The sequence below is a fragment of the Binatus sp. (SeqCode) genome (assembly GCF_049584895.1).
Classification (GTDB): domain Bacteria; phylum Desulfobacterota; class Binatia; order Binatales; family Binataceae; genus Binatus.
In genome coordinates, this window is the sequence record NZ_JBAUYR010000043.1 from 25212 (window position 1) to 43141 (window position 17930).

The following is a 17930-nucleotide window of genomic DNA, read 5'->3' on the forward strand; positions in this document are numbered from 1 at the left end:
AATAGTGGCAGACATCGATCCGTTTGAAGGCGCGCCGTCGCTGCCGAAAATTGTCGCGGTCAGTCTGCAGCAGACCGGCCATCTGTACAATTTCCTGGCCGGCGATCGCGAGCTGCGCCGCGGTGAGCGCGTACTGGTCGAAAGCGAGGCGGGCGCGCGCGTCGGCACGGTCGAGATCGAACCACATGAGCCCGCGCAGACGATCGATCTTTCGCAGTTGCGTCCTATCATCCGGATTGCCAGCGACAACGATTTCTACCTCGAAAAGGAAAATATCTCGCGCGAGGCAAACGCGCGCCGGATGTGCGTCGAGCGCATTCGCGATCGGCGCATCCAGATGAAGCTGGTGAACGCCGACTATACTTTCGACGGGCGCAAAGTCACGTTCTATTTCGTCGCCGAGGGACGCGTCGATTTCCGCGACCTGGTCCGCGATCTCGCCAACACGCTGCGCGTTCGGGTCGAGATGAAACAGATTGGCGCGCGCGACGAGACGAAGGTCACCGGCGGCCTCGGTCCATGCGGACGCGAGCTATGTTGCTCGAGCTGGCTCCGCGACTTCGAGGCGGTCACGGTCAAGATGGCGCGTGAGCAGGGCCTGGCGCTGAATCCGTCGCGATTGGCCGGGATGTGCGGACGCCTCAAGTGCTGCCTGCGCTACGAATACGCCACTTACGTCGAACTGAAGCGCGCGCTCCCCAACCTCGGCAAACGCGTGCAATGCGTCAAGGGCGACGGCAAAGTCGTCCGCCAGAACATCCTCAAGCAGACGGTGCTGATTCAGCGCGAAGAAGACGGCGGGGTGGTAGAGGTAACGCTGGAAGACCTGGTCGCCTCCCGCCCGCAATAGCAAGCCCTCCGGCGCTTCCGTCAGCCACTCTTTCCATCGCGCCGCAGCGACGACTCCAGTCGCGATTTCCCGATTTTGCACGCGCAGCCATCGCCACCTTACAGAAAAATATCAAAGGCCCATTGCTTCGACCGTCAATATTCTGTAAAAAAATCCTACTCTTAGTTATATTTGCGCAAAGTTGACGTTGGGGTGGGTAGAAATTCACGTGTCGAGGTCAGGCGAAAGGGGGACAACTATGTCTGGGAAGACGAGGCCGACAATTGCCGCAGTTATTGCTGTGGTTTCGATACTGGCAATTATTGGCGGCGGTGCGCATCCTGCCGTGGCCGCGAGCTGCGGTGCTAACACCGTCGACGTGACTTTCAAAAACGCGCTGAATTATCCGGTCTGGCTCGGCGAGCAAGGTCCGTCCGAAATCGCGCCAACCGGAAGCAGCAACGTCGATTGGGAAATTACATCGGGCGGCTCGGTCGACCTTTGCCTACCGAACGAGGCCGCCGGCGGCTACATGTCCTCGCAATTCTGGGCGCGCACCTATTGCCAGTTCGACAAGTACTACCCGACGAGTTGCTCAGCATTGAACCCTTGCGCCACCGGTTATGACTGCTTCGCCGATCGATGCGTCCCGGATTGCAGCCAGGATGTAAGCGACTCGTACTGCCAATCACAATTTCCCGGCAGCCCATCGACTGCGACCTGTTACGACAGCAAGTACTGCCTGGTGGAAGGGATTTGCGCGACCGGAGATTGCAACGGGCAGTACTCCTGCACCAGCGGCAGTACCAAGGTGGGTGCCTCCGGGCCAACTTCAGTCTTCGAGCCGACCGTCGATTCCGGGGACAACCTGACCTATTACGACGTCAGCCTCGCCTCGGGATACAACGTCCCGATCCAGGTCCAGCTTTCGGTACCTCCCTCGGGAATTTGCCAGGAATCCAAATGCAACTCCGACCTGCTCGCTTCGTGTAACTCAGCCCTGCAGATTACCACCCCGCCGACCGCGACCGTCGGACCTATCTCATGCGGCGCCGGACTCTATTGCCAAGTCGGTGCCTGCGTGAACAACACATGCGTGCTCGGATGCAACGATCCCGGTGATCAATGCACCAGCATCGACCCCCAATGCACGACTCCGCAGAACGACGGAACGCTACAGTGCTGCTCTGCGATTCCCAGCGGGACCGGCTGGACCGCAGACGGTGCTGACTACGTGGATATGTACCTGGCCAAGAACTATTCGGCCGTTATAGATCCCACAAATCAATACCAGATAATGATCTCGTCCAACGGATCCACGCCAGTCTGCTGGGGCGACCTCGATTGTGCACCCGGCCAAACGTGCGAAATGGGTGTGGTGCCGGGATTTCCTACGGGTGTCGGAATCTGCAACGTATCTGGAAAGTGCCTTGCCTCTCAGGTCGGCCAGGCGTGCGGAGAATATTCGACCAATGACGGTGGACAGGCCTACGGCTACACCTGCGTAGCGACCACTTCCGCGGACGTACCGTATGCGTGCGTCCCGCCCGTCGGCAGCGGGAGCAACCAGAACGTCGGTCTCGGAACCTACACGAGCCCGTTCTACTCGGGAGAAGCCGGATTGCTCAACCCGGAATGGCAGGCGGCAGCGCTTCAAGCCGGCGGCGGCACGACGCCCTTTTACGAAACCATCGCACAAGCCTGCCCGAATCAGTACACGTTTCAATACGACGACAACTCGGGTTCATTCGACTGCACGCAGGACGTCAACTATACGGTGACCTTCGGCATATCGGGCAGTCCGACGGCGACGCCTACTCAAACTGCCACACCGACGACTACTGAAACGGCAACTTCAACTCCAACGGCCGCCGCAACGCAGACGCCAACCGCGACGCCCACGCCGAGCGTCACTCCGACGACGACCGCCACCGGCACGGCTACTCCCACAGTTACTGCAACTGCGACGTCCTCTGCGAGTCTTACACCGACAGCGACCGCGACTATCACTGCCACCGCGACTTCGACCGCAACAGCTACGGCAACACCCACGATGACACCGACGCCGAGCGGCACGGCGACACCGAGATGCTCTCCCAGCTTCATCTACTTTTCGACCATCCCCTCCGGCACCGCGGCCTTCAAAGCTACCACGGCCGGAAATTCCCGCGGGCTTATGCTCAAGCTCACCAGCAGTGCGCCGGTGAATCTGTTCAACCTTTCAACCCAGATTACAGGCGCTGCTGCAAGCGACTTTGCAGTGGTTGGCGGAAGCTGTATGACAATCAAAAAGTTGAAACCGAACGTACCCTGCAAATATGACCTTATCTTCAAGGCAAAGAAAAAGTTCCTTGGCGGGGTGAGCGCGAACCTCGAGATAACCGCAATGTTCGCCCCGGGAATATGCCCGGCGGGTGACGTTGAAAATGTTGGCGTAACGCTGGCGGGCAACGTCAGTGAGGCCGGCTCGCACTGACCTGCAAGGAAATTCTGTACCAGCCAGCATGCATCCCATGCGAAGCTGGTACAGGTCTTTCCTGCATTTGGCAGCTCACCTAACTTAGCGACGTACTCTGCGCTGCACAGAATGCTCGACGTTTGGATTTGATTGCCGACGATCCGTGAAGATCGGAGTCCGTCAGTATCAAACACAATCTCGCCAGGAAATAGTGCGGGCGAGGTGCTATCGACACCCCGCCCGCGTTGAGCAGTCATGAGTTCAGGTCGTTGCTATCTGCGCACCTGGCGTCTAACTCCACGCCTTACCGTGTGGCTCGGCACAGGAATCTGATTGCCGACTATCGCATTCGTGATGTCGAAGCAGCCTGCGCCGTCGCCCTCTTCGTCAGTCAATACCAGCGAAAACGGATTGCTGCCTCCCAGATCGAGAGCCGCGGTGTCGAGACCGGCCACCTCGAGGTTCAGCGTCCATTCACCGCATGCCGCCGACGGAATCGCGACCATCCTGGCCGAGACCGTCTCGGGACCAAACGATTGGAAGAGAGTTCCGTAACCCTCGTGATTGACCACCTTCACCTCAAAGGGGTCGAGGTTCAGGATCAGCCCGTTGGCGGGGAGCTCGCTGCAGGTGCCCGCAAACAGCGAGAGCTTGATGCCATTGTTCAGCGCATCTTCATCAAGTTCGCAGTCCGGGTCGCCGTTCGATGTGAAGGTTATCCCGATATTGACCTCGTCTGAATTCGCGCTGGCCGAACGGGCTATCTGCACCCTCTCGCTGTTCAGCGTGAAAGGCGGCTCCGAAAAAGCCTCGTATGCACCACTATCGCAAGTGAGAGGATTGGCGGCATCGGGTCGAGCATACAGGCGCTGATCGGTTTCCAGTGGAGCGCCGGTCTGATCGGTGCAATTCGCGACAGGGATCAGGTTGAGCGCAGGACTAACCGACGGAGAGGTCTCAATCGCGAACGTATCCGTCGGCCCGCCGTTGTTCGCCAACGGTTCCAGAAGAGGATTCGTGCTGTTCAGGCTGGTGCCTGCGGTAAAGTCGCAAGTGTCGTCGTCCTCGATATTGAAGCCGACGTCGCTGGCAACTGGATTGTCGCAGTTCTTGCCAACGAAGTTGGCCGTGTTGCCCGCTAAGATCGTTCCTTTGAGGTCGTAACCCGTGGAACCCAGGCCACCGCCGAAATCAGCTGTATTTCCCGAGACCGTGGCATTGGTGATTTTAATCGCGGTCGCGCCAGTGTTTTCGATGGCGCCGCCTTCGCTGCCGAGAATCGAACCAGTCACCGCAGTATTGCCGGCAAATGTGCTATTGACGATTTCTACAGTACCGGCCTCGGCAAGGATTGCCCCACCTACACCACCAATCAAGGAGATTGGACCTTCTGCAGTGTTGTCCGAGAAGAGACAATCGAAAACCTCGAGGTCTGTCCCGTCAGCTAATACCGCCCCGCCGCCCGGAATCGCGAATCCGTCGCTCAGGGTCAGGTTTGTAAGCGTGAGCGTAGTACCAGCGAGGGCCTGCAATATTTCGACAGTCCCCCCGCCACTGATCGTGATGCCGCCTGCTGGCCCCGGTCCCGGCGGTCCGCCTGAGCTCGGACCTTCGATAAACAGGTCGCCGCTGGTATCGAGCAGCGTTTCATCAATCGTGATCTGCCCGGTCACGGTGAAGTCGATAATGTCGAACCCGCTACCAAGCGCGCAGGCGTTGAACGCTGTTCCTGGTGCGTCATGCGCCGAGATCGCGTCGGGCAAACTGCACAGGCCGGGCGCAGGCGCTCCGCTCAGCGTGTTGACAGTAATTACGCTAGGAACGATGGCGCTGGCTACCCCCGACATCGCCAGAAACAAAAGGGATAGGATAACCGCCCCAAACGTAAAGCTCCGCATCCGATCTGCCATTGACCCCTCCTGCCGCTAGTAAAGCTGCGTTGGCAAATTGTACAGTTAGCTAGTTCTAGTTCACTCGGCAAACTCTCTCATGGCGCTAGCCAACTGTCAACATCGAGTAGCAAAAACAGCCAGAAATATCGAAAAATCACAACAGGCGAGATGTCATCGACACCTCGCCAGCGATTTTTCTGAGAACGGTGTAGCGCTGATAGCAGTTCGGATATATAAAACGCGCCGTCGTCGCGCCTAACGCCTCACTCCGCGCCGCACACGGTGTCCGGGCGTCGGAATCTGATTGCCGACGATCGCATTCGTGATGTCGAAGCATCCTGCCCGGTCGCCGTCTGTATCCGTCAATACCAGGGCGAACGGATTGCTGCCTCCAAGTCCCAGGGCCGAGGTATCGAGGCCAGCCACCTCGAGGTTCAGCGTCCATTCCCCGCACGACCCGGCCGGAGTTGGGAGCGCAGACATCCGGGCCGAGACTGTCCTCCGGCGGAAACGATTGGAAGAGCGTTCCATAGCTCTGGTGATTGACGGTACTCACCACGAACGGACTGAGAGATAGTTCCAGTCCGTTGGCGGGGATATCGGCGCAGGTGCTGCCGAACAGCGAGACGTTGATCCCCGAGTTGAGCGCGTCTTCATCAGCGTCGCAGTCCGGGTCGCCGTTAATCGTAAAGGTAAACGCCATGTTGACCATGTCCGAATTTGCACTGCCGGAACGGGCTATCTGCACCCGCTCGCTCTTGGGCGCAAGCACGATAGGCGCGACCGCACCGGACTCATAAGCACCAACGTCGCAGACGTTTTCGCCGTCATCGGGCCGGGTAAAGAGCCGCTGGTCGTCGGTTACTGGGTTGTCAAACGCGTCAACGCAACTAGCGATTGGAACAAAGTCGATCGCCTGGCTGCCTGATTCAAGCGCGATCGTCTGCGTCGGACCGCCGTTGTTCTGCAATCCGAGCGGGTCCAGGTTCAGCGTGGTGCTGTTGTTAACGCTGGTGCCGCTGAAGCCGCAGCTATCGTCGTCAGAGATGTTGTAGCCGTCGTCGCCGACACCGTCACAATTGCCGCCGCTGATACTGTTGGCGAAGATCGAGTTGTTGACGCCGCTCCCGCTTGGTTCAGTTACGATATCCGCGCCGTCCTCGGCTGAGTTCCCCGAGAAAGTGCAGTTGGTGATACCAACCTCCGCCTCTACGACGAAGACCGCGCCTCCGGCAAATGCACTATTTCCGGTAAACGTGCATTAACGATATCAGCAATGGAAAACCCGATGAGGATCGCTCCGCCCTCAGCCGCCCCGTTGTTCGTGAAGGTGCAATTGAAAATGCCAATTTCGCTGTCATCCGCGAAAAGTGCCCCACCTCCCTCGCTGGAGCCGTCGGCCAGCGTGAGGTTCTCCAACCCGAGCGAGGTGTCTTCTGCGTCGATCAGCTCAAGCGTACCTCCACCGTCGATCGTGATACCGCCGTAGGACGGCCCCATGATTTCCAAATCCTCGGTCGAGGCGATCGTCAGCGCCAACGCGCAATCGCCGGTGAATGGGTGCGCGGGGGGAACCGGATTCTCCGACACGATACAATTCATCGTCACCGGTACGATCTTTCTCGACAAGCCGCCGTCACCGCATCCTCCAGCGTGCACAAGGGCGCCGGTTGGCTGCCGCTGTCCAGAGTATTGACGGTAATAGTGTTGGCGCGGGCCAATCCCGCCATCGCCACGAACAAAGCAGGCAGCGCAATTGCCGCAAGCGTAGCGCGCCGAATCGGAACTGCCATGGACCCTCCCCGCAGCGACCTCCCGCCGCGTTGGCAAATTCTTCGCCGGTCGACTAATCCGGAAAATTTCGGCGATTCTTCCATCGGGCCGACAGCCTGTCAATCGAGCCATGGTCACCCTTGCCGTAAGGAAGGCAGTGAAAGATGAAACCCATTGCGGATTTCGCGTACAATTAATCAAATGTCTTCCCGCATCCACATCACGACCGCAATCATCTACAGCAACGGCCCGCCGCACGTCGGTCACGCTTACGAAGTGTTGGCGACCGACGCGTTCGCGCGGTTTCAGCGCCGCAAACTCGGCGCCGCCAACGTCACTTTCGTCACCGGCACCGACGAGCATGGCGACAAGAACAAGCGCGCCGCCGAGGCCGCCGGCCTGCATCCCAAGGCGTTCGCCGACAAGATCAGCACGCTCTTTCGCCAAGGATGGGCCGGGCTGGACATCAGCTACGACTACTTCGTCCGCACTACCGATCCTGTGCATCAGGCGTTCGTGCAGAAGATGCTCGCTCGCTCCTATGAGTGCGGCGACATCTACTTCAAGGACTATGAAGGCCTTTACTGTGTCGGATGCGAGCGCTTCTACACTGAGAAGGAACTGCTACCCGGAAACATCTGCCCGGTGCATAACACTCTCGTCGAGCGAATAAAGGAGGGCAACTACTTCCTTAAGCTCGAGCAGCATCGCGAGGCGATTCGCCGCAACATCGAGAAGAATCCCGACTTCATCCGTCCCGAACGCTATCGCAACGAAGCGCTCCGGATGCTTGACGATCCGCTGGAAGACCTATGCATCTCGCGTCCCAAGTCGCGCCTCGACTGGGGCATCACGCTCCCTTTCGACGATAAGTACGTGACCTATGTCTGGTACGACGCCTTCTGGGCCTACCTCAGCGAGCTGCCGAATACCGATGACGCAACGCTGAACGCGATCCTGCCGGTGACGCAGCACTTCATCGGCAAGGACATCCTCAAGACGCACGCGACCTACTGGCCTGCGATGCTGCTGTCGGCCGGCTTGCCGCTCTATCGTCATCTGAACGTCCACGGCTTTTTGAATCTTGGCGGCGCGAAAATGTCGAAGAGCGCGGGCACCATCCAGGATCCTGTCGCTTATCAGCAGAGCATCGGCCCCGACGTCCTGCGCTTCTTCGTCCTGCGCGAATTCACCTACGGCCTCGACGGTGACTTCACCGAACAGCGCGTGATCGATCGCTACAACTCGGATCTCGCGAACGACTTAGGCAACCTGACCAGCCGCGTGCTCACGATGGCGGCGCGCTACTTCGAAGGCGCAATCACCGCCGCTCCCGGCGCAGGCACCGATCCACTCGACGTCGCGCTGGTCGAGACGTTCGCCTCGATTCCTTCGCGGATAGCGCCTCTGGTCGAGGAACTGGCGTTCAATCGCGCTCTGGAAGCCATCTGGCAAGCGCTCGACGCTGCCAACAAGTACATCGTCGCGACCGCGCCCTTCACGCTCGCCAAGGACGCCGACAAGCTGCCGCGCGTCGCGCAAATCCTCGCCAACCTGGTCGAAGGACTGCGCGTCGTCGCCGACAACCTCGATCCCTTCATGCCGGTGACATCGAAAAAGATTCTAGGGTTGCTGAACGTCGACGAGAAGCTCGCGCGCGCACCCTATGGCGAAGGCATCAAGCCCGGCCATCACGTAAACCCGACGACGCCCCTGTTCCCTCGCATCGATAAGAAAGCGCCCGCTTGATGATCGTCGACACGCATTGTCATCTCGCGGACGCAAAGTTCCGCGACGACGTCGAAGCCGTGATCGCGCGCGCGACCGACGCCGGCGTCGCACAGATCATCTCGGTAGGCGCGATTGGACCGATCGAAAACGATCGGATGACGGTCGAGATTGCCGAGCGGCACAAAAATATCTTTGCCGCCGTCGGCGTGCATCCGCACGACGCCAAAGATTGCACTTCCGAACGAATTGCGCAGTTGCGCGATCTGACCGCGTCGAAAAAAGTCGTCGCCATCGGCGAAAGCGGACTCGATTTCCATTACATGCACTCGCCGCGGGAAGCGCAGGAGGCGTCATTGCGTGCGCATCTCGCGCTCGCAAAGGAACTCGATCTGCCAATCGTGATTCATTGCCGCGACGCCGAGAATCGCCTGGTCGAGATAGTGCGCGAGACCGGGATTCCGGCGCGCGGGGGCGTCATTCATTGCTTCACCGGCAATAGCAACGCGGCGCGCGAATTCCTGGCGCTCGGCTTCTGCATCTCGTTCTCGGGAATCATCACCTTCAAAAATTCCGCAGCGATTCGCGAAGCCGCGACGATCGTCCCCGACGATGGCGTGATGGTCGAAACTGATTCACCCTATCTCGCGCCAGAGCCATACCGCGGCAAACGCAACGAGCCCGCCTACGTAACGCGCACTCTCGAGATGCTCGCAAATCTTCGCCGCGTCGACGCCGCTACGCTCGGCGCGCGAGTGATCGCAAACGCCGCCCGCGTCTTCAGGCTTGCGCCGGGTTAGTTGGAATCGGCAACTGAGGTGGCGGCGGCGATTTGCGCCGCGTCGCGAATCTGGCCGAAATGAATTTTGCCCAGGTCGAATTCCTCGAGCGCCTTGACCATGCTGGTAAGCGCCGCTTTGCAGGTCGGAAGATTCTTTCGCGCGCGGGTGAGCGGATTGCATCGCGCGACGATGAAATTTTTGAGATACGGATGCATCAGACCGCGCTTCTTCCCGGCTGCCACCAACTCAACCGCTAGGTCATCGGCGCGCTCGACCTGGGCCGCGCGCTCCTCGCGATCCTCGATCGACTCTTTCAGCGGCTTGGTCAGGAAAGTGTCGACGCGGCTCAGCAGCGGCGCGTAGACGCCGCCCGAAAATCGCGATTTCTTTTCGTAGAGCAGGCCGAGCGTGATGTAGTGCGCGCGCTCGAACTCGAAAGCGAAGTCCTTCTCGGTGGATCTGGGACGGTCCTCGAGCCGCGCGCGATACATCCGAATGACTTCGAGCGCCTTGTCGCGCAGGTTGTGCGCCTTCTCGGTGTTGAGCGCGAGAATCTGAAAAGCGACCTCGGGATCAGGTATCACGATCGCGGGAATCATCTTGGCGCCGGACTTCATCGCTGCGGCGCGGCGATGGTTGCCGTTGGGAGTCCAATAGGTACCGGCGGTGTAAACGGCGACGATCGGCTCGGTGAAACGATCGAGTTTCTTCATCACCTCGATCATCCGTTTGAGATGCGCCGGCGAAAGATCGCGCTGATACGGCGTCGCTTCCACTTTCGCCAGCGGAAGCATCGCGAACACATGCCAATGGTCGCCGACCGGCTCCTGGTAGGCGGCGAGCGCCGCACCGCCGTCAGCTTCGATGGCCTCTGCCAGTTCAGTTACCGCGGCCGGGAGCTTCGCGTCTCGCGGAGAAGTCGCTAATTCCGCCATCCTCAAGTTTCTAGTTGATCTACCGGCTCATGGACAACCGGACTTTATTGCAGGGGCGTCGCGGCGGCGGTCGCGACGATATGAAAGCGAACGGTGGCTTCGTCGCCTGCCAGTAGCGTGTGGAATAAGACGGCGGGCACCTTGACGCCAAAATCCTCGTAGTTGAATTTCACCTCGCCGTCGCCGGTGAAGACGCCGTCAGCACCCAGCGTCGCGTGCACCGACATGGTCATCGCGTGCGATTCGCCGTGGAGCGTCAGGTAGCCGGTCACGATCGCGGTGCCTTCATTGGTGCTGGTCATGACGATTCCGACGACGCTGCTGCTCTCGAATCCGATGGTTGGATACTTGTCCGCTTCGAGCGATTTTTCAGTGACGTATCGATCGCGCGACGCGTTGTAGCTGTTGTAGCTGCTCGAATCGATCAGAATTCGCGCCCGGGCGGTTCGCGAAATGTTTACGCGATCGAAACTCACCGCGCCGTCGATAATCTTGAACGTGCCGGTGGCTTCGCCGCGGATCCAGGCGGCCGGCTCAGCGACAGTCACGCTGACGGTGCTGCGGTCGACGTCGATCTTAAATCGCATCACTGCCGCGCGGGCCGCTCCCGGCTCGAAAGCAATCAGCGCGAATGCGGCGCCCAGCACCATCAGTACGCGATTAAAGACGGCGCGAATTTCATTTGCGGATTTTTTCAATTGGCAAATTCCCCTTTCACTTTTCATGCGATCAGCCGAAGCGGCGGCGCGCGATTGCGACGCCGATAACAGAGTAGATGATTCCGAAGCCGAAATTGACGGCCGCCGGAACCACTGCGCTCGACGCGGCGAGGTTGCGGATCATCAAATCGTTGAACGCGCGCATCGCCCACGTGGTCGGAAGCGCGAGCGCCACCTGCTGCATCCAAGCCGGCTCGAAATCGATCGGCCACCAGCACCCGCCAATCGCAGCCATCGTCATGATGACGATTGCCCCTACGGGCAGAACGGCGTCGCGCGTCTTTCCCACTCCGGCAACGATTAAGCCAAAGGCCGCGCCGGCGAAAGCGACCGCCGCCGCGGGCATGATCAGCGCGGCGGGAGTGCGTCCCAGCGAAATTCCGAACAACACGTATCCGGCGGCGAACAGCACCGCCATCTGGATGAATCCGACGACGAAGCGCGCGAGCAATTTTCCCGTGAGTGTGGCCCACAGCGGCGCCGACGCCGACCGCAGGCGTTCGAGCGTGCCCCAGTCGTGCTCGTCGATCAGCGCCAGCGATACGCCCATCAGCATGCCGATCAAGAGAAAGGTCACCGCAAACCCCGGCACCTGGAGATCGAACGCGTTGAATCCCGCGAACTGCCCGATTTCCTTGCCGGACAAATCCACTTCGGTGAGTCCGAGCGAGCCGGGCACCGAGAGGCTTGGATCGATTGCGGGTACCTCCGGAATATTGAGCAGCGGAATTTTTGGCGCCGGCGGCAACTCGGGCAGCTTGAGATCGATCGGCGGAATCTTGAGCGCATTTTCCAGATTGGACCGCGCGTCCCGAAGCTCCGCGACCGGTGCCAGGTTGATTCCGCCGAGATTCAGATCAGCAGGCAGCGTCGGAATGGCCGGAGGCGGCGGAATGTCGGCGGCGTGGCTGCCGGCGAGCTGCTTCAATTGGCCGAACCAGCTCTCGAATTGGCCGTGTGCGATTTCGAGACGGTTCAAATAATCCTTGAGCTCGTCGAGTTTCGCCTGCTGCGCAGCGGTGTCGGCGTCGATCTTGCGCTGGATACGATCAAGTTCCGTGTTGAGTGCAAGCTTGGTTTGTTCGCGCGCGGCATTCAATGCGGTTTCGATGTGCGCGCGAATCTTCGGCGCGATCGCCGCGCGTGACGCGTCGGCCTGCGTGGTCATGCGAGCGGCTTCGGCCCGGGCTTGCGCGGCAGACTCGCGCGCCTGGTCGAGCTTGTGGGTAAAGTCGCGCGTCCGATCAGCGGTTTGGCTGCGCGCGTCGGCGGCGGCGCCGGCGGTGATTTTTCTGCACAGATCCGAGAGCGCCAGCTCGACTTTGATGGTCTGCAGGTACTTGACCGGATCAGTGTAGAGAATCAGCTGCGCGGTGCGGCCATGCTCGATCGCATCGGTGGTGCCGGCCGGAATGACTATACCGACCACCGCCAATTTTCGCTCGCGGACAGTCAGTTCGGCGTCGCGGCGACTCGAAGAATGAATGACGGCCAGGTCCGGCTGATTGCCGAGTGCCTCGAGGATCGCGCCCGCGATGGCGCCGTGATCTTCGTCGAAAACAGTCACCGCATATTCGCCGCGTGGCGCCGTTTTACCGCCGTAGATTTTTGCCAGCGAGAAGCCGGCGGCTGCGATGACGGCGATTGGCGCCACCACCAGCATGAACAAGCCGACCCGGTCGCGCCGGATGAGCAGGAATTCCTTGGCGATCGTCAACCACACCGCGCGCAGCATCATCGCCTCGGGAAAACCTGGTCGCTCGAGTTGGGATGCGCCGTGTTCATGGAGCGTCGCGCAGTGCGTGGCCGGTGAGTTTCAGAAACGCGTCCTGGAGATTGGGGCGATGCACGTGGAATTCGAGCACCTCGTCGCCAAATTCGACCGCGCGACGAATGACGTCGGGCACCTGCTCCAGGTTATTCAACGTGGCCGCGGCCGCGAAGCCGTCGACGACTTCCCACGGCATTTCGGCGACGCCCGCGATCCCTTTCGACCATCCCGGTGGCAGCGCTTTTTTCGTCACGATTTCAATTCGCGGTTCCGTTCCCGCCAGCGCGATCAGTTCGCGGTCGGTGCCTTGCGCAACTATGTTTCCGTGATCGATCAGCACGATTCGATTGCACAGCCGCTCCGCCTCTTCCATGTAGTGCGTGCTGTAGAGAAGTGCGGCTCCCGCCTGTGCCGCAGCTTCGACCACCGCGAAGATTCGCCCGCGCGACTGCGGATCGACGCCGACGGTTGGCTCGTCGAGCATGATCGCCGCCGGAAAATGCATCATGCCGCACGCGATGTTGAGGCGCCGCATCATGCCGCCGGAAAATTCGTTCACCTCGTCGTCAGCACGATCTGCCAGGCCAACTTCCTCGAGCAAAGTGCGCGCGTGCTTGAGCGCGTCGCTCGACGCCATCCCCTGGATTCGTCCCCAGAACATCAGGTTCTCGAGCGCGGTGAGGGTCGGATACAGCGCAAGCGATTGCGGCACCAGGCCGAGGCTGCGGCGGGCTGCTCGTGGATCGGTGGCGAGATCGTGGGTGGCGATCGAAGCGCGGCCGGAGTCCGGCGCAATCACGCCCGACAGGATCGAGAGCGTCGTAGTCTTGCCGGCGCCGTTGGGACCGAGCAGGCCGACGATCTCGCCGGCATTGACGGTGAACGACACGCCGTCGAGCGCAACGCGGTCGCCGTAGCGCTTGCGGAGATCCTCCGCGCGAATCATGGGCCCCGAATTCATCGACAGTGAACCACGGACGCGCGCGATTTCAGATCGGCATTCAGCGGTAGCTCACCATCTCGAGCAGATTGCCATCGGGATCGAGGAAGTACATGCAGTCGTGATCGCCCCAGTCGATCGGCGCGGCACTCTCGACTCCGGCCGCGGCGAGACGTTCGCGCGCGACCGCAAAATCGTTCGCACTCACTTTGAACGCGTGATGACCGCGGCCGAGTGGATGCGCGATCAGCAATTTTCGCGCGGCGTCGTCCAGCGGGGAACGCTGTACTTCGAACAGGGCAAGGTTCTGGCCGCCGCAATCGAGCAAAACCTGGTCGCCGAAACGGTTAACCACCTGAAGGCCGAGGACGCCGGTATAGAAATGCTCTGCGCGCGCGAGATCAGTCACCTCGATACCGAAATGATCCAGCCGCTCGAGTTTCATCGGGGGCACCGGATCAGATTATCCACGAGCGTCGATGATTAGGAAGATGCGGCCACCGGGTGACCCTCGACCTCGAGTAGCTTCGACGCGACTACCCGCTCCTTTTCACGCCGAACGAAGGCAGGATCGAACGTCACGATCATCACAGGTAAAATGGTCATGGCCCCGAGCATCGAAACGAACATCCAGACTGCCAGCAACAGGCCCATCTCGGCGTCGAAGCGGATGCTCGACCAGTACCAGAACAGAACTGACGCGACCAGCGTCAGCGCGGTGAAGGCAACCGCCTTTCCCGAGGTGACCAGGGCGATGTAGGTACTCTCCTTGAGTTCGCGTCCCTCCGCGAGCTCCTCGATGATGCGACTTACTATATAAATCGAATAGTCAATTCCGAATCCGACGCCGACAGTGACTACTGGCAGAGTATTGATGTTTATACCTATATCGTGAGCGCCCATGTAGGCATTGATTGCCGCATTGGCTAGAGCCAGTGGAAATAGCAAATAGATACCGGCCATGAATGAGCGATAGGTAGCCAGTAGTATTATGTAAATAGTAGCGAACGCGAGCACATTGAGCAGAAGATCATTGTCGATGATTTCCTGATTAGCGGCCGCGAGTTCACCGATTATCCCTGCGGCCAGCGCAAAATGGACGCCGGGCACTTGATGCTGCGGCTCATCAAAGAACCGCTGCGTGCGCAGCACGACGCGCTGGACGTTTTCGCCCTCGCGATCCTTGGTATACACCGTTATCTGCGTCGCGTCGCGGCGCGGAGTTATGATGTAGGCAGTCGACAGCGGCGACGCTCCCGCCAGCAACCCACCGAGCAACTGTCCTGTCCCGCGCGCCGTCGTTGGCAACACGTTCCACTTGGGCTGGAACTCGCGCAGTGCCGAGCCGCCGTTCGAGAGCAAGTCCGCGACCGAGAACGTGCGCCCGACCGCTGGATCGCGCTCCATGTAGCGCTCGTACTCGTCCATGACGTGGTACAGCTTGGGATCGTTCAGCGAATCTCGTTTGGATAGCTCCGCGACGACCACGAACTGTTCGATCGCACCGAACTCTTCCTGGATCGCGGCCATCGAGCGGTTGTACGGCGAATTGGGCCACAGGATTGGCGATTCAGAAGAGGGATCGCCGACTTTCAGGCCGGTCCAGAAGAACGCACACAGCGCGATCACCGCGATCGTCCCCGCGAACGTCACGATCCGCCCGGTCCGCTCGAGCATCGGCCTGGCGATCGACTCGAGCATCCGTTTGAAGAAGCCATGTTCGCGTTTTTCGATCACGTCGATGTGCGGCGGATCGAGGTAGTAGTACACGATCGGATTGAGGATCAGCTCGCTCACGATGATCGCGGCGATCCAGAAACTGGCCGTGACCGCCAGCCTTTGGAGAAACAGCACCGGCACCAGCAGGATGACGAGCACGCCGAACGCGTCGGCCAGAATTCCCGACAGCGACGGTACGAACAGCTCGGCGAACGACGACAGGATCGCCTTTTCCTTGTCGCGCAGGCGGTAGAACTCCTCGTAGTACCGATCGTGCATCTGCACCGAATGGCTGACGGCGCGTGCGGTTATCAGGAACGGGATGACGAGCACCAGCGGGTCGAGTCCGTAACCGAGCAGCCGGATGAAGCCGAGTCCCCAGATGGCGCAGATGACGCCGGAGATTGTCGGCCGCAGCGCACCGCGCCAGTCGTGAAAATAAAGATAGAGCAGAATCCACACTGCGAGTACCGTCGCGACGAAGATCCACAGAAATTCCGGCGTGTAGTGATAGACCCATCCGTACAGCATCGGCTGTCCGCCGTAATAGATATGCACCGTATCGTCGCGTTCGGGTGCGACGACGATCTTTCGAATCTCGTCGAAGATGCGCGTGTAGTCGAGCCGCGATTCGAGAAAGCTGCCCTCGATAACCGCAGCCTTATCGTCGAGCGAGACGAAGCGGCCGAAGATCACGCCGGGATTTTTGTGGACGTTGCTCTCGAGTTCGTTAAGGTCGGACTGAGTTTTGGGAATGTCGCCGTTGGGCAAAACCGGTGTATTGAGAATAACGCCGCCGGCCAGCGGGCGGAAGTAACTGGCGGTCGCGATCGAACGCACCGATCCGTGCTGGATCCCGTAAACCAGATCCATGTTCTGCGTCATGTGGACGATCTTTTTGATGATCTCGGGGTTGTAGATCGTCCCCTCGCGCGCTTCGATCATGATCGTGACGTTGTTGACGCTGCCGAAGTACTGGTCGTATTTGTGCGCGACCTGAATGAACGGATGATTCTGCGGAAGCAGGTCGCCGAAGCTGGTGACCAGCTGGGTCTGCGCCGCGTAGTATCCGAAGAAGGCGGTGAGCGCGCCGACGACCGCCAATACAATGAAGCGGCGACGCAAAATCCATTCGCCAAAACGGTACCAGGTCATCGCGTTCTCCGAATTCTCTCTGTTCGCACGTTCGCGCTCATCCCTGGCAGAAGCGCCACGTCTTGCCGCCGTCCTCGGTGTACAGGATCGTCCCGTAGCCGACGATCCATCCATGCTGAGCGTCGAAGAACCGCACCTGACTGAGCGGGAACGGTATCGCCGGCACCGAAGTATCGTGCGCCCACGCGCCGTTTGGCTGAAGACGCAAGACAGTGCCCGTCAATCCCGTGGTAATCCCCTGGTCACTGCCAAACAGATCGATCGAGAACAGCGGATCGCGCGCCGGAATATGCGGCGCTCCCGGCACCAGCGTATCAGGCGGCCCGCCCGGCTTGTCCGCTTGATGCGCAAAGCGCCAGTTCTTGCCGCCATCGTCGGTCTGGATCACCCATCCCTCGAGCCCGCACGCCGCGCCATGCTTTTGATCGCGAAACGAGACGCTGAAGAAAGTCGGCAGGAGAAAATCCTTGAAACGCGGATCGTCGTTGGGTCCGAGGGGATATTTATATTGCGGCACCAGCATTTGTTGCTGTTCCTGCCAGCTTTTACCGGCATTTTCAGTCGCCCAGATTCGCCCCAACTCACCGACCACCCATCCGTGATCGACGTCGACAAAACTCGTGCTGTAAAGCACTGGCTCGTCGTACGGCAGCGCGTAGTCCGCGATCTCGGGCGGAAATAGTTTTTGCAACTGGCGCTTGGTGAAAGTTTCACCGCCGTTGGTCGTGCTCAGCACGAGCGCGCGGTCACCAACCAGGAATCCGTGATTCGCGTCGGGAAACGACAGGCTGAAGATGAACAGATGCGTCCGCGAGTCGAGACGCTTCCAGGTCTTGCCACCGTCGCGCGTGCGCATCACGAGGCCGTCCTGCCCGCACAGGTAGCCGTTCTCGGCGTCGGTCATCTGGATTCCGAAGACGCCGAGCTGGGTCCCGATGTCGATTCGCTTCCAGTTACGGCCGCCGTCTTCGGTCAGTAGCACCTTGCCGCGATCGCCTACCACAAACGCGCGCGTCGGGCTGGTCGGCCACACGTCGAAAAACTTGTCGGTGAGGGTGATATTGCGCAGCGGCAGCGGCGGCATCGCTACTTCGCGATGGCACGCGGCGGTCGCGAGCGCGACTAGAACAAAAAGCGTCTTGATTAAGCTGTATGCGCGAGGTTTTCGCTCCATTCGGCCGATCCCATGGAGAAATTTGGCTCTATACTCAAGCAAACCCGCCAGCTTA

The 17930-nt window shown here is 60.0% G+C and carries 15 protein-coding genes and 1 pseudogene; 4 read left to right on the forward strand and 12 right to left on the reverse strand.

What is annotated here, in order from left to right; translation table 11 throughout:
* Positions 1–4: 4 nt before the first annotated feature.
* Positions 5–850, forward strand: a complete 846-nt coding sequence (locus tag WB650_RS08840) for a PSP1 domain-containing protein (RefSeq protein ID WP_422305889.1) — start codon at positions 5–7, stop codon at positions 848–850.
* A 238-nt stretch (positions 851–1088) separates the two neighbouring features.
* Positions 1089–3305, forward strand: a complete 2217-nt coding sequence (locus WB650_RS08845; protein WP_423960190.1) for a thaumatin family protein — start codon at positions 1089–1091, stop codon at positions 3303–3305.
* A gap of 254 nt (positions 3306–3559) precedes the next feature.
* Here WB650_RS08845 and WB650_RS08850 read toward each other — a convergent pair whose 3' ends face one another.
* From WB650_RS08850 to WB650_RS08870, 5 genes and pseudogenes are all read right to left on the reverse strand, one after another.
* Positions 3560–5197 (reverse strand): choice-of-anchor Q domain-containing protein, encoded by a 1638-nt coding sequence (locus WB650_RS08850; protein WP_423960191.1) that lies wholly within the window; start codon positions 5195–5197, stop codon positions 3560–3562.
* Between the two features lie 237 nt (positions 5198–5434).
* Positions 5435–5662, reverse strand: coding sequence for a hypothetical protein (locus WB650_RS08855; protein ID WP_423960225.1), 228 nt, complete (start codon positions 5660–5662; stop codon positions 5435–5437).
* Between the two features lie 319 nt (positions 5663–5981).
* Positions 5982–6149, reverse strand: a pseudogene (locus tag WB650_RS08860) (choice-of-anchor Q domain-containing protein); the annotation flags it as partial.
* Between the two features lie 239 nt (positions 6150–6388).
* Complete coding sequence (locus WB650_RS08865) at positions 6389–6718, reverse strand: hypothetical protein (protein ID WP_422305897.1); 330 nt, start codon at positions 6716–6718, stop codon at positions 6389–6391.
* A 65-nt stretch (positions 6719–6783) separates the two neighbouring features.
* Positions 6784–6972, reverse strand: a complete 189-nt coding sequence (locus tag WB650_RS08870) for a hypothetical protein (protein WP_422305899.1) — start codon at positions 6970–6972, stop codon at positions 6784–6786.
* 181 nt (positions 6973–7153) lie between these two features.
* Between WB650_RS08870 and WB650_RS08875 the strand changes: the two genes are divergently transcribed.
* On the forward strand, positions 7154–8701 hold the full coding sequence (locus WB650_RS08875; protein WP_422305901.1) for a class I tRNA ligase family protein: 1548 nt from the start codon (positions 7154–7156) through the stop codon (positions 8699–8701).
* A complete protein-coding gene (locus tag WB650_RS08880; RefSeq protein WP_422305903.1) occupies positions 8701–9480 on the forward strand; it encodes a TatD family hydrolase in 780 nt (259 codons plus the stop codon). Before WB650_RS08875 ends, WB650_RS08880 begins: the two co-directional genes overlap by 1 nt.
* On the opposite strand, the gene WB650_RS08885 is transcribed toward WB650_RS08880, so the two are convergent.
* From WB650_RS08885 to WB650_RS08915, 7 genes are read right to left on the reverse strand one after another with little or no spacing between them, the layout of a single operon-like run.
* On the reverse strand, positions 9477–10397 hold the full coding sequence (locus WB650_RS08885; protein WP_423960194.1) for a ParB N-terminal domain-containing protein: 921 nt from the start codon (positions 10395–10397) through the stop codon (positions 9477–9479). The genes WB650_RS08880 and WB650_RS08885 overlap by 4 nt on opposite strands.
* A 44-nt stretch (positions 10398–10441) precedes the next feature.
* Positions 10442–11095, reverse strand: coding sequence for a YceI family protein (locus WB650_RS08890; protein ID WP_422303196.1), 654 nt, complete (start codon positions 11093–11095; stop codon positions 10442–10444).
* A 31-nt stretch (positions 11096–11126) separates the two neighbouring features.
* Complete coding sequence (locus WB650_RS08895; protein WP_422303197.1) at positions 11127–12854, reverse strand: ABC transporter permease; 1728 nt, start codon at positions 12852–12854, stop codon at positions 11127–11129.
* 43 nt (positions 12855–12897) lie between these two features.
* Complete coding sequence (locus tag WB650_RS08900) at positions 12898–13848, reverse strand: ABC transporter ATP-binding protein (protein WP_422303198.1); 951 nt, start codon at positions 13846–13848, stop codon at positions 12898–12900.
* A 40-nt stretch (positions 13849–13888) separates the two neighbouring features.
* Entirely contained in the window at positions 13889–14272 is a 384-nt protein-coding gene (locus WB650_RS08905) for a VOC family protein (protein ID WP_422303201.1), read from the reverse strand.
* Positions 14273–14310: 38 nt separating this feature from the next.
* Entirely contained in the window at positions 14311–16701 is a 2391-nt protein-coding gene (locus WB650_RS08910) for an efflux RND transporter permease subunit (protein ID WP_423960197.1), read from the reverse strand.
* A 37-nt stretch (positions 16702–16738) separates the two neighbouring features.
* A complete protein-coding gene (locus tag WB650_RS08915) occupies positions 16739–17875 on the reverse strand; it encodes a WD40/YVTN/BNR-like repeat-containing protein (protein WP_423960199.1) in 1137 nt (378 codons plus the stop codon).
* Positions 17876–17930: the final 55 nt, after the last annotated feature.

Coding starts and splice junctions, on each gene's coding strand:
- WB650_RS08845 (WP_423960190.1), top strand. CDS start 1,089: ATGTCTGGGAAGACGAGGCCGACAATTGCCGCAGTTATTGCTGTGGTT.
- WB650_RS08850 (WP_423960191.1), bottom strand. CDS start 5,197: ATGGCAGATCGGATGCGGAGCTTTACGTTTGGGGCGGTTATCCTATCC.
- WB650_RS08855 (WP_423960225.1), bottom strand. CDS start 5,662: ATGTCTGCGCTCCCAACTCCGGCCGGGTCGTGCGGGGAATGGACGCTG.
- WB650_RS08870 (WP_422305899.1), bottom strand. CDS start 6,972: ATGGCAGTTCCGATTCGGCGCGCTACGCTTGCGGCAATTGCGCTGCCT.
- WB650_RS08875 (WP_422305901.1), top strand. CDS start 7,154: ATGTCTTCCCGCATCCACATCACGACCGCAATCATCTACAGCAACGGC.
- WB650_RS08880 (WP_422305903.1), top strand. CDS start 8,701: ATGATCGTCGACACGCATTGTCATCTCGCGGACGCAAAGTTCCGCGAC.
- WB650_RS08885 (WP_423960194.1), bottom strand. CDS start 10,397: ATGGCGGAATTAGCGACTTCTCCGCGAGACGCGAAGCTCCCGGCCGCG.
- WB650_RS08895 (WP_422303197.1), bottom strand. CDS start 12,854: ATGATGCTGCGCGCGGTGTGGTTGACGATCGCCAAGGAATTCCTGCTC.
- WB650_RS08900 (WP_422303198.1), bottom strand. CDS start 13,848: ATGAATTCGGGGCCCATGATTCGCGCGGAGGATCTCCGCAAGCGCTAC.
- WB650_RS08905 (WP_422303201.1), bottom strand. CDS start 14,272: ATGAAACTCGAGCGGCTGGATCATTTCGGTATCGAGGTGACTGATCTC.
- WB650_RS08910 (WP_423960197.1), bottom strand. CDS start 16,701: ATGACCTGGTACCGTTTTGGCGAATGGATTTTGCGTCGCCGCTTCATT.
- WB650_RS08915 (WP_423960199.1), bottom strand. CDS start 17,875: ATGGAGCGAAAACCTCGCGCATACAGCTTAATCAAGACGCTTTTTGTT.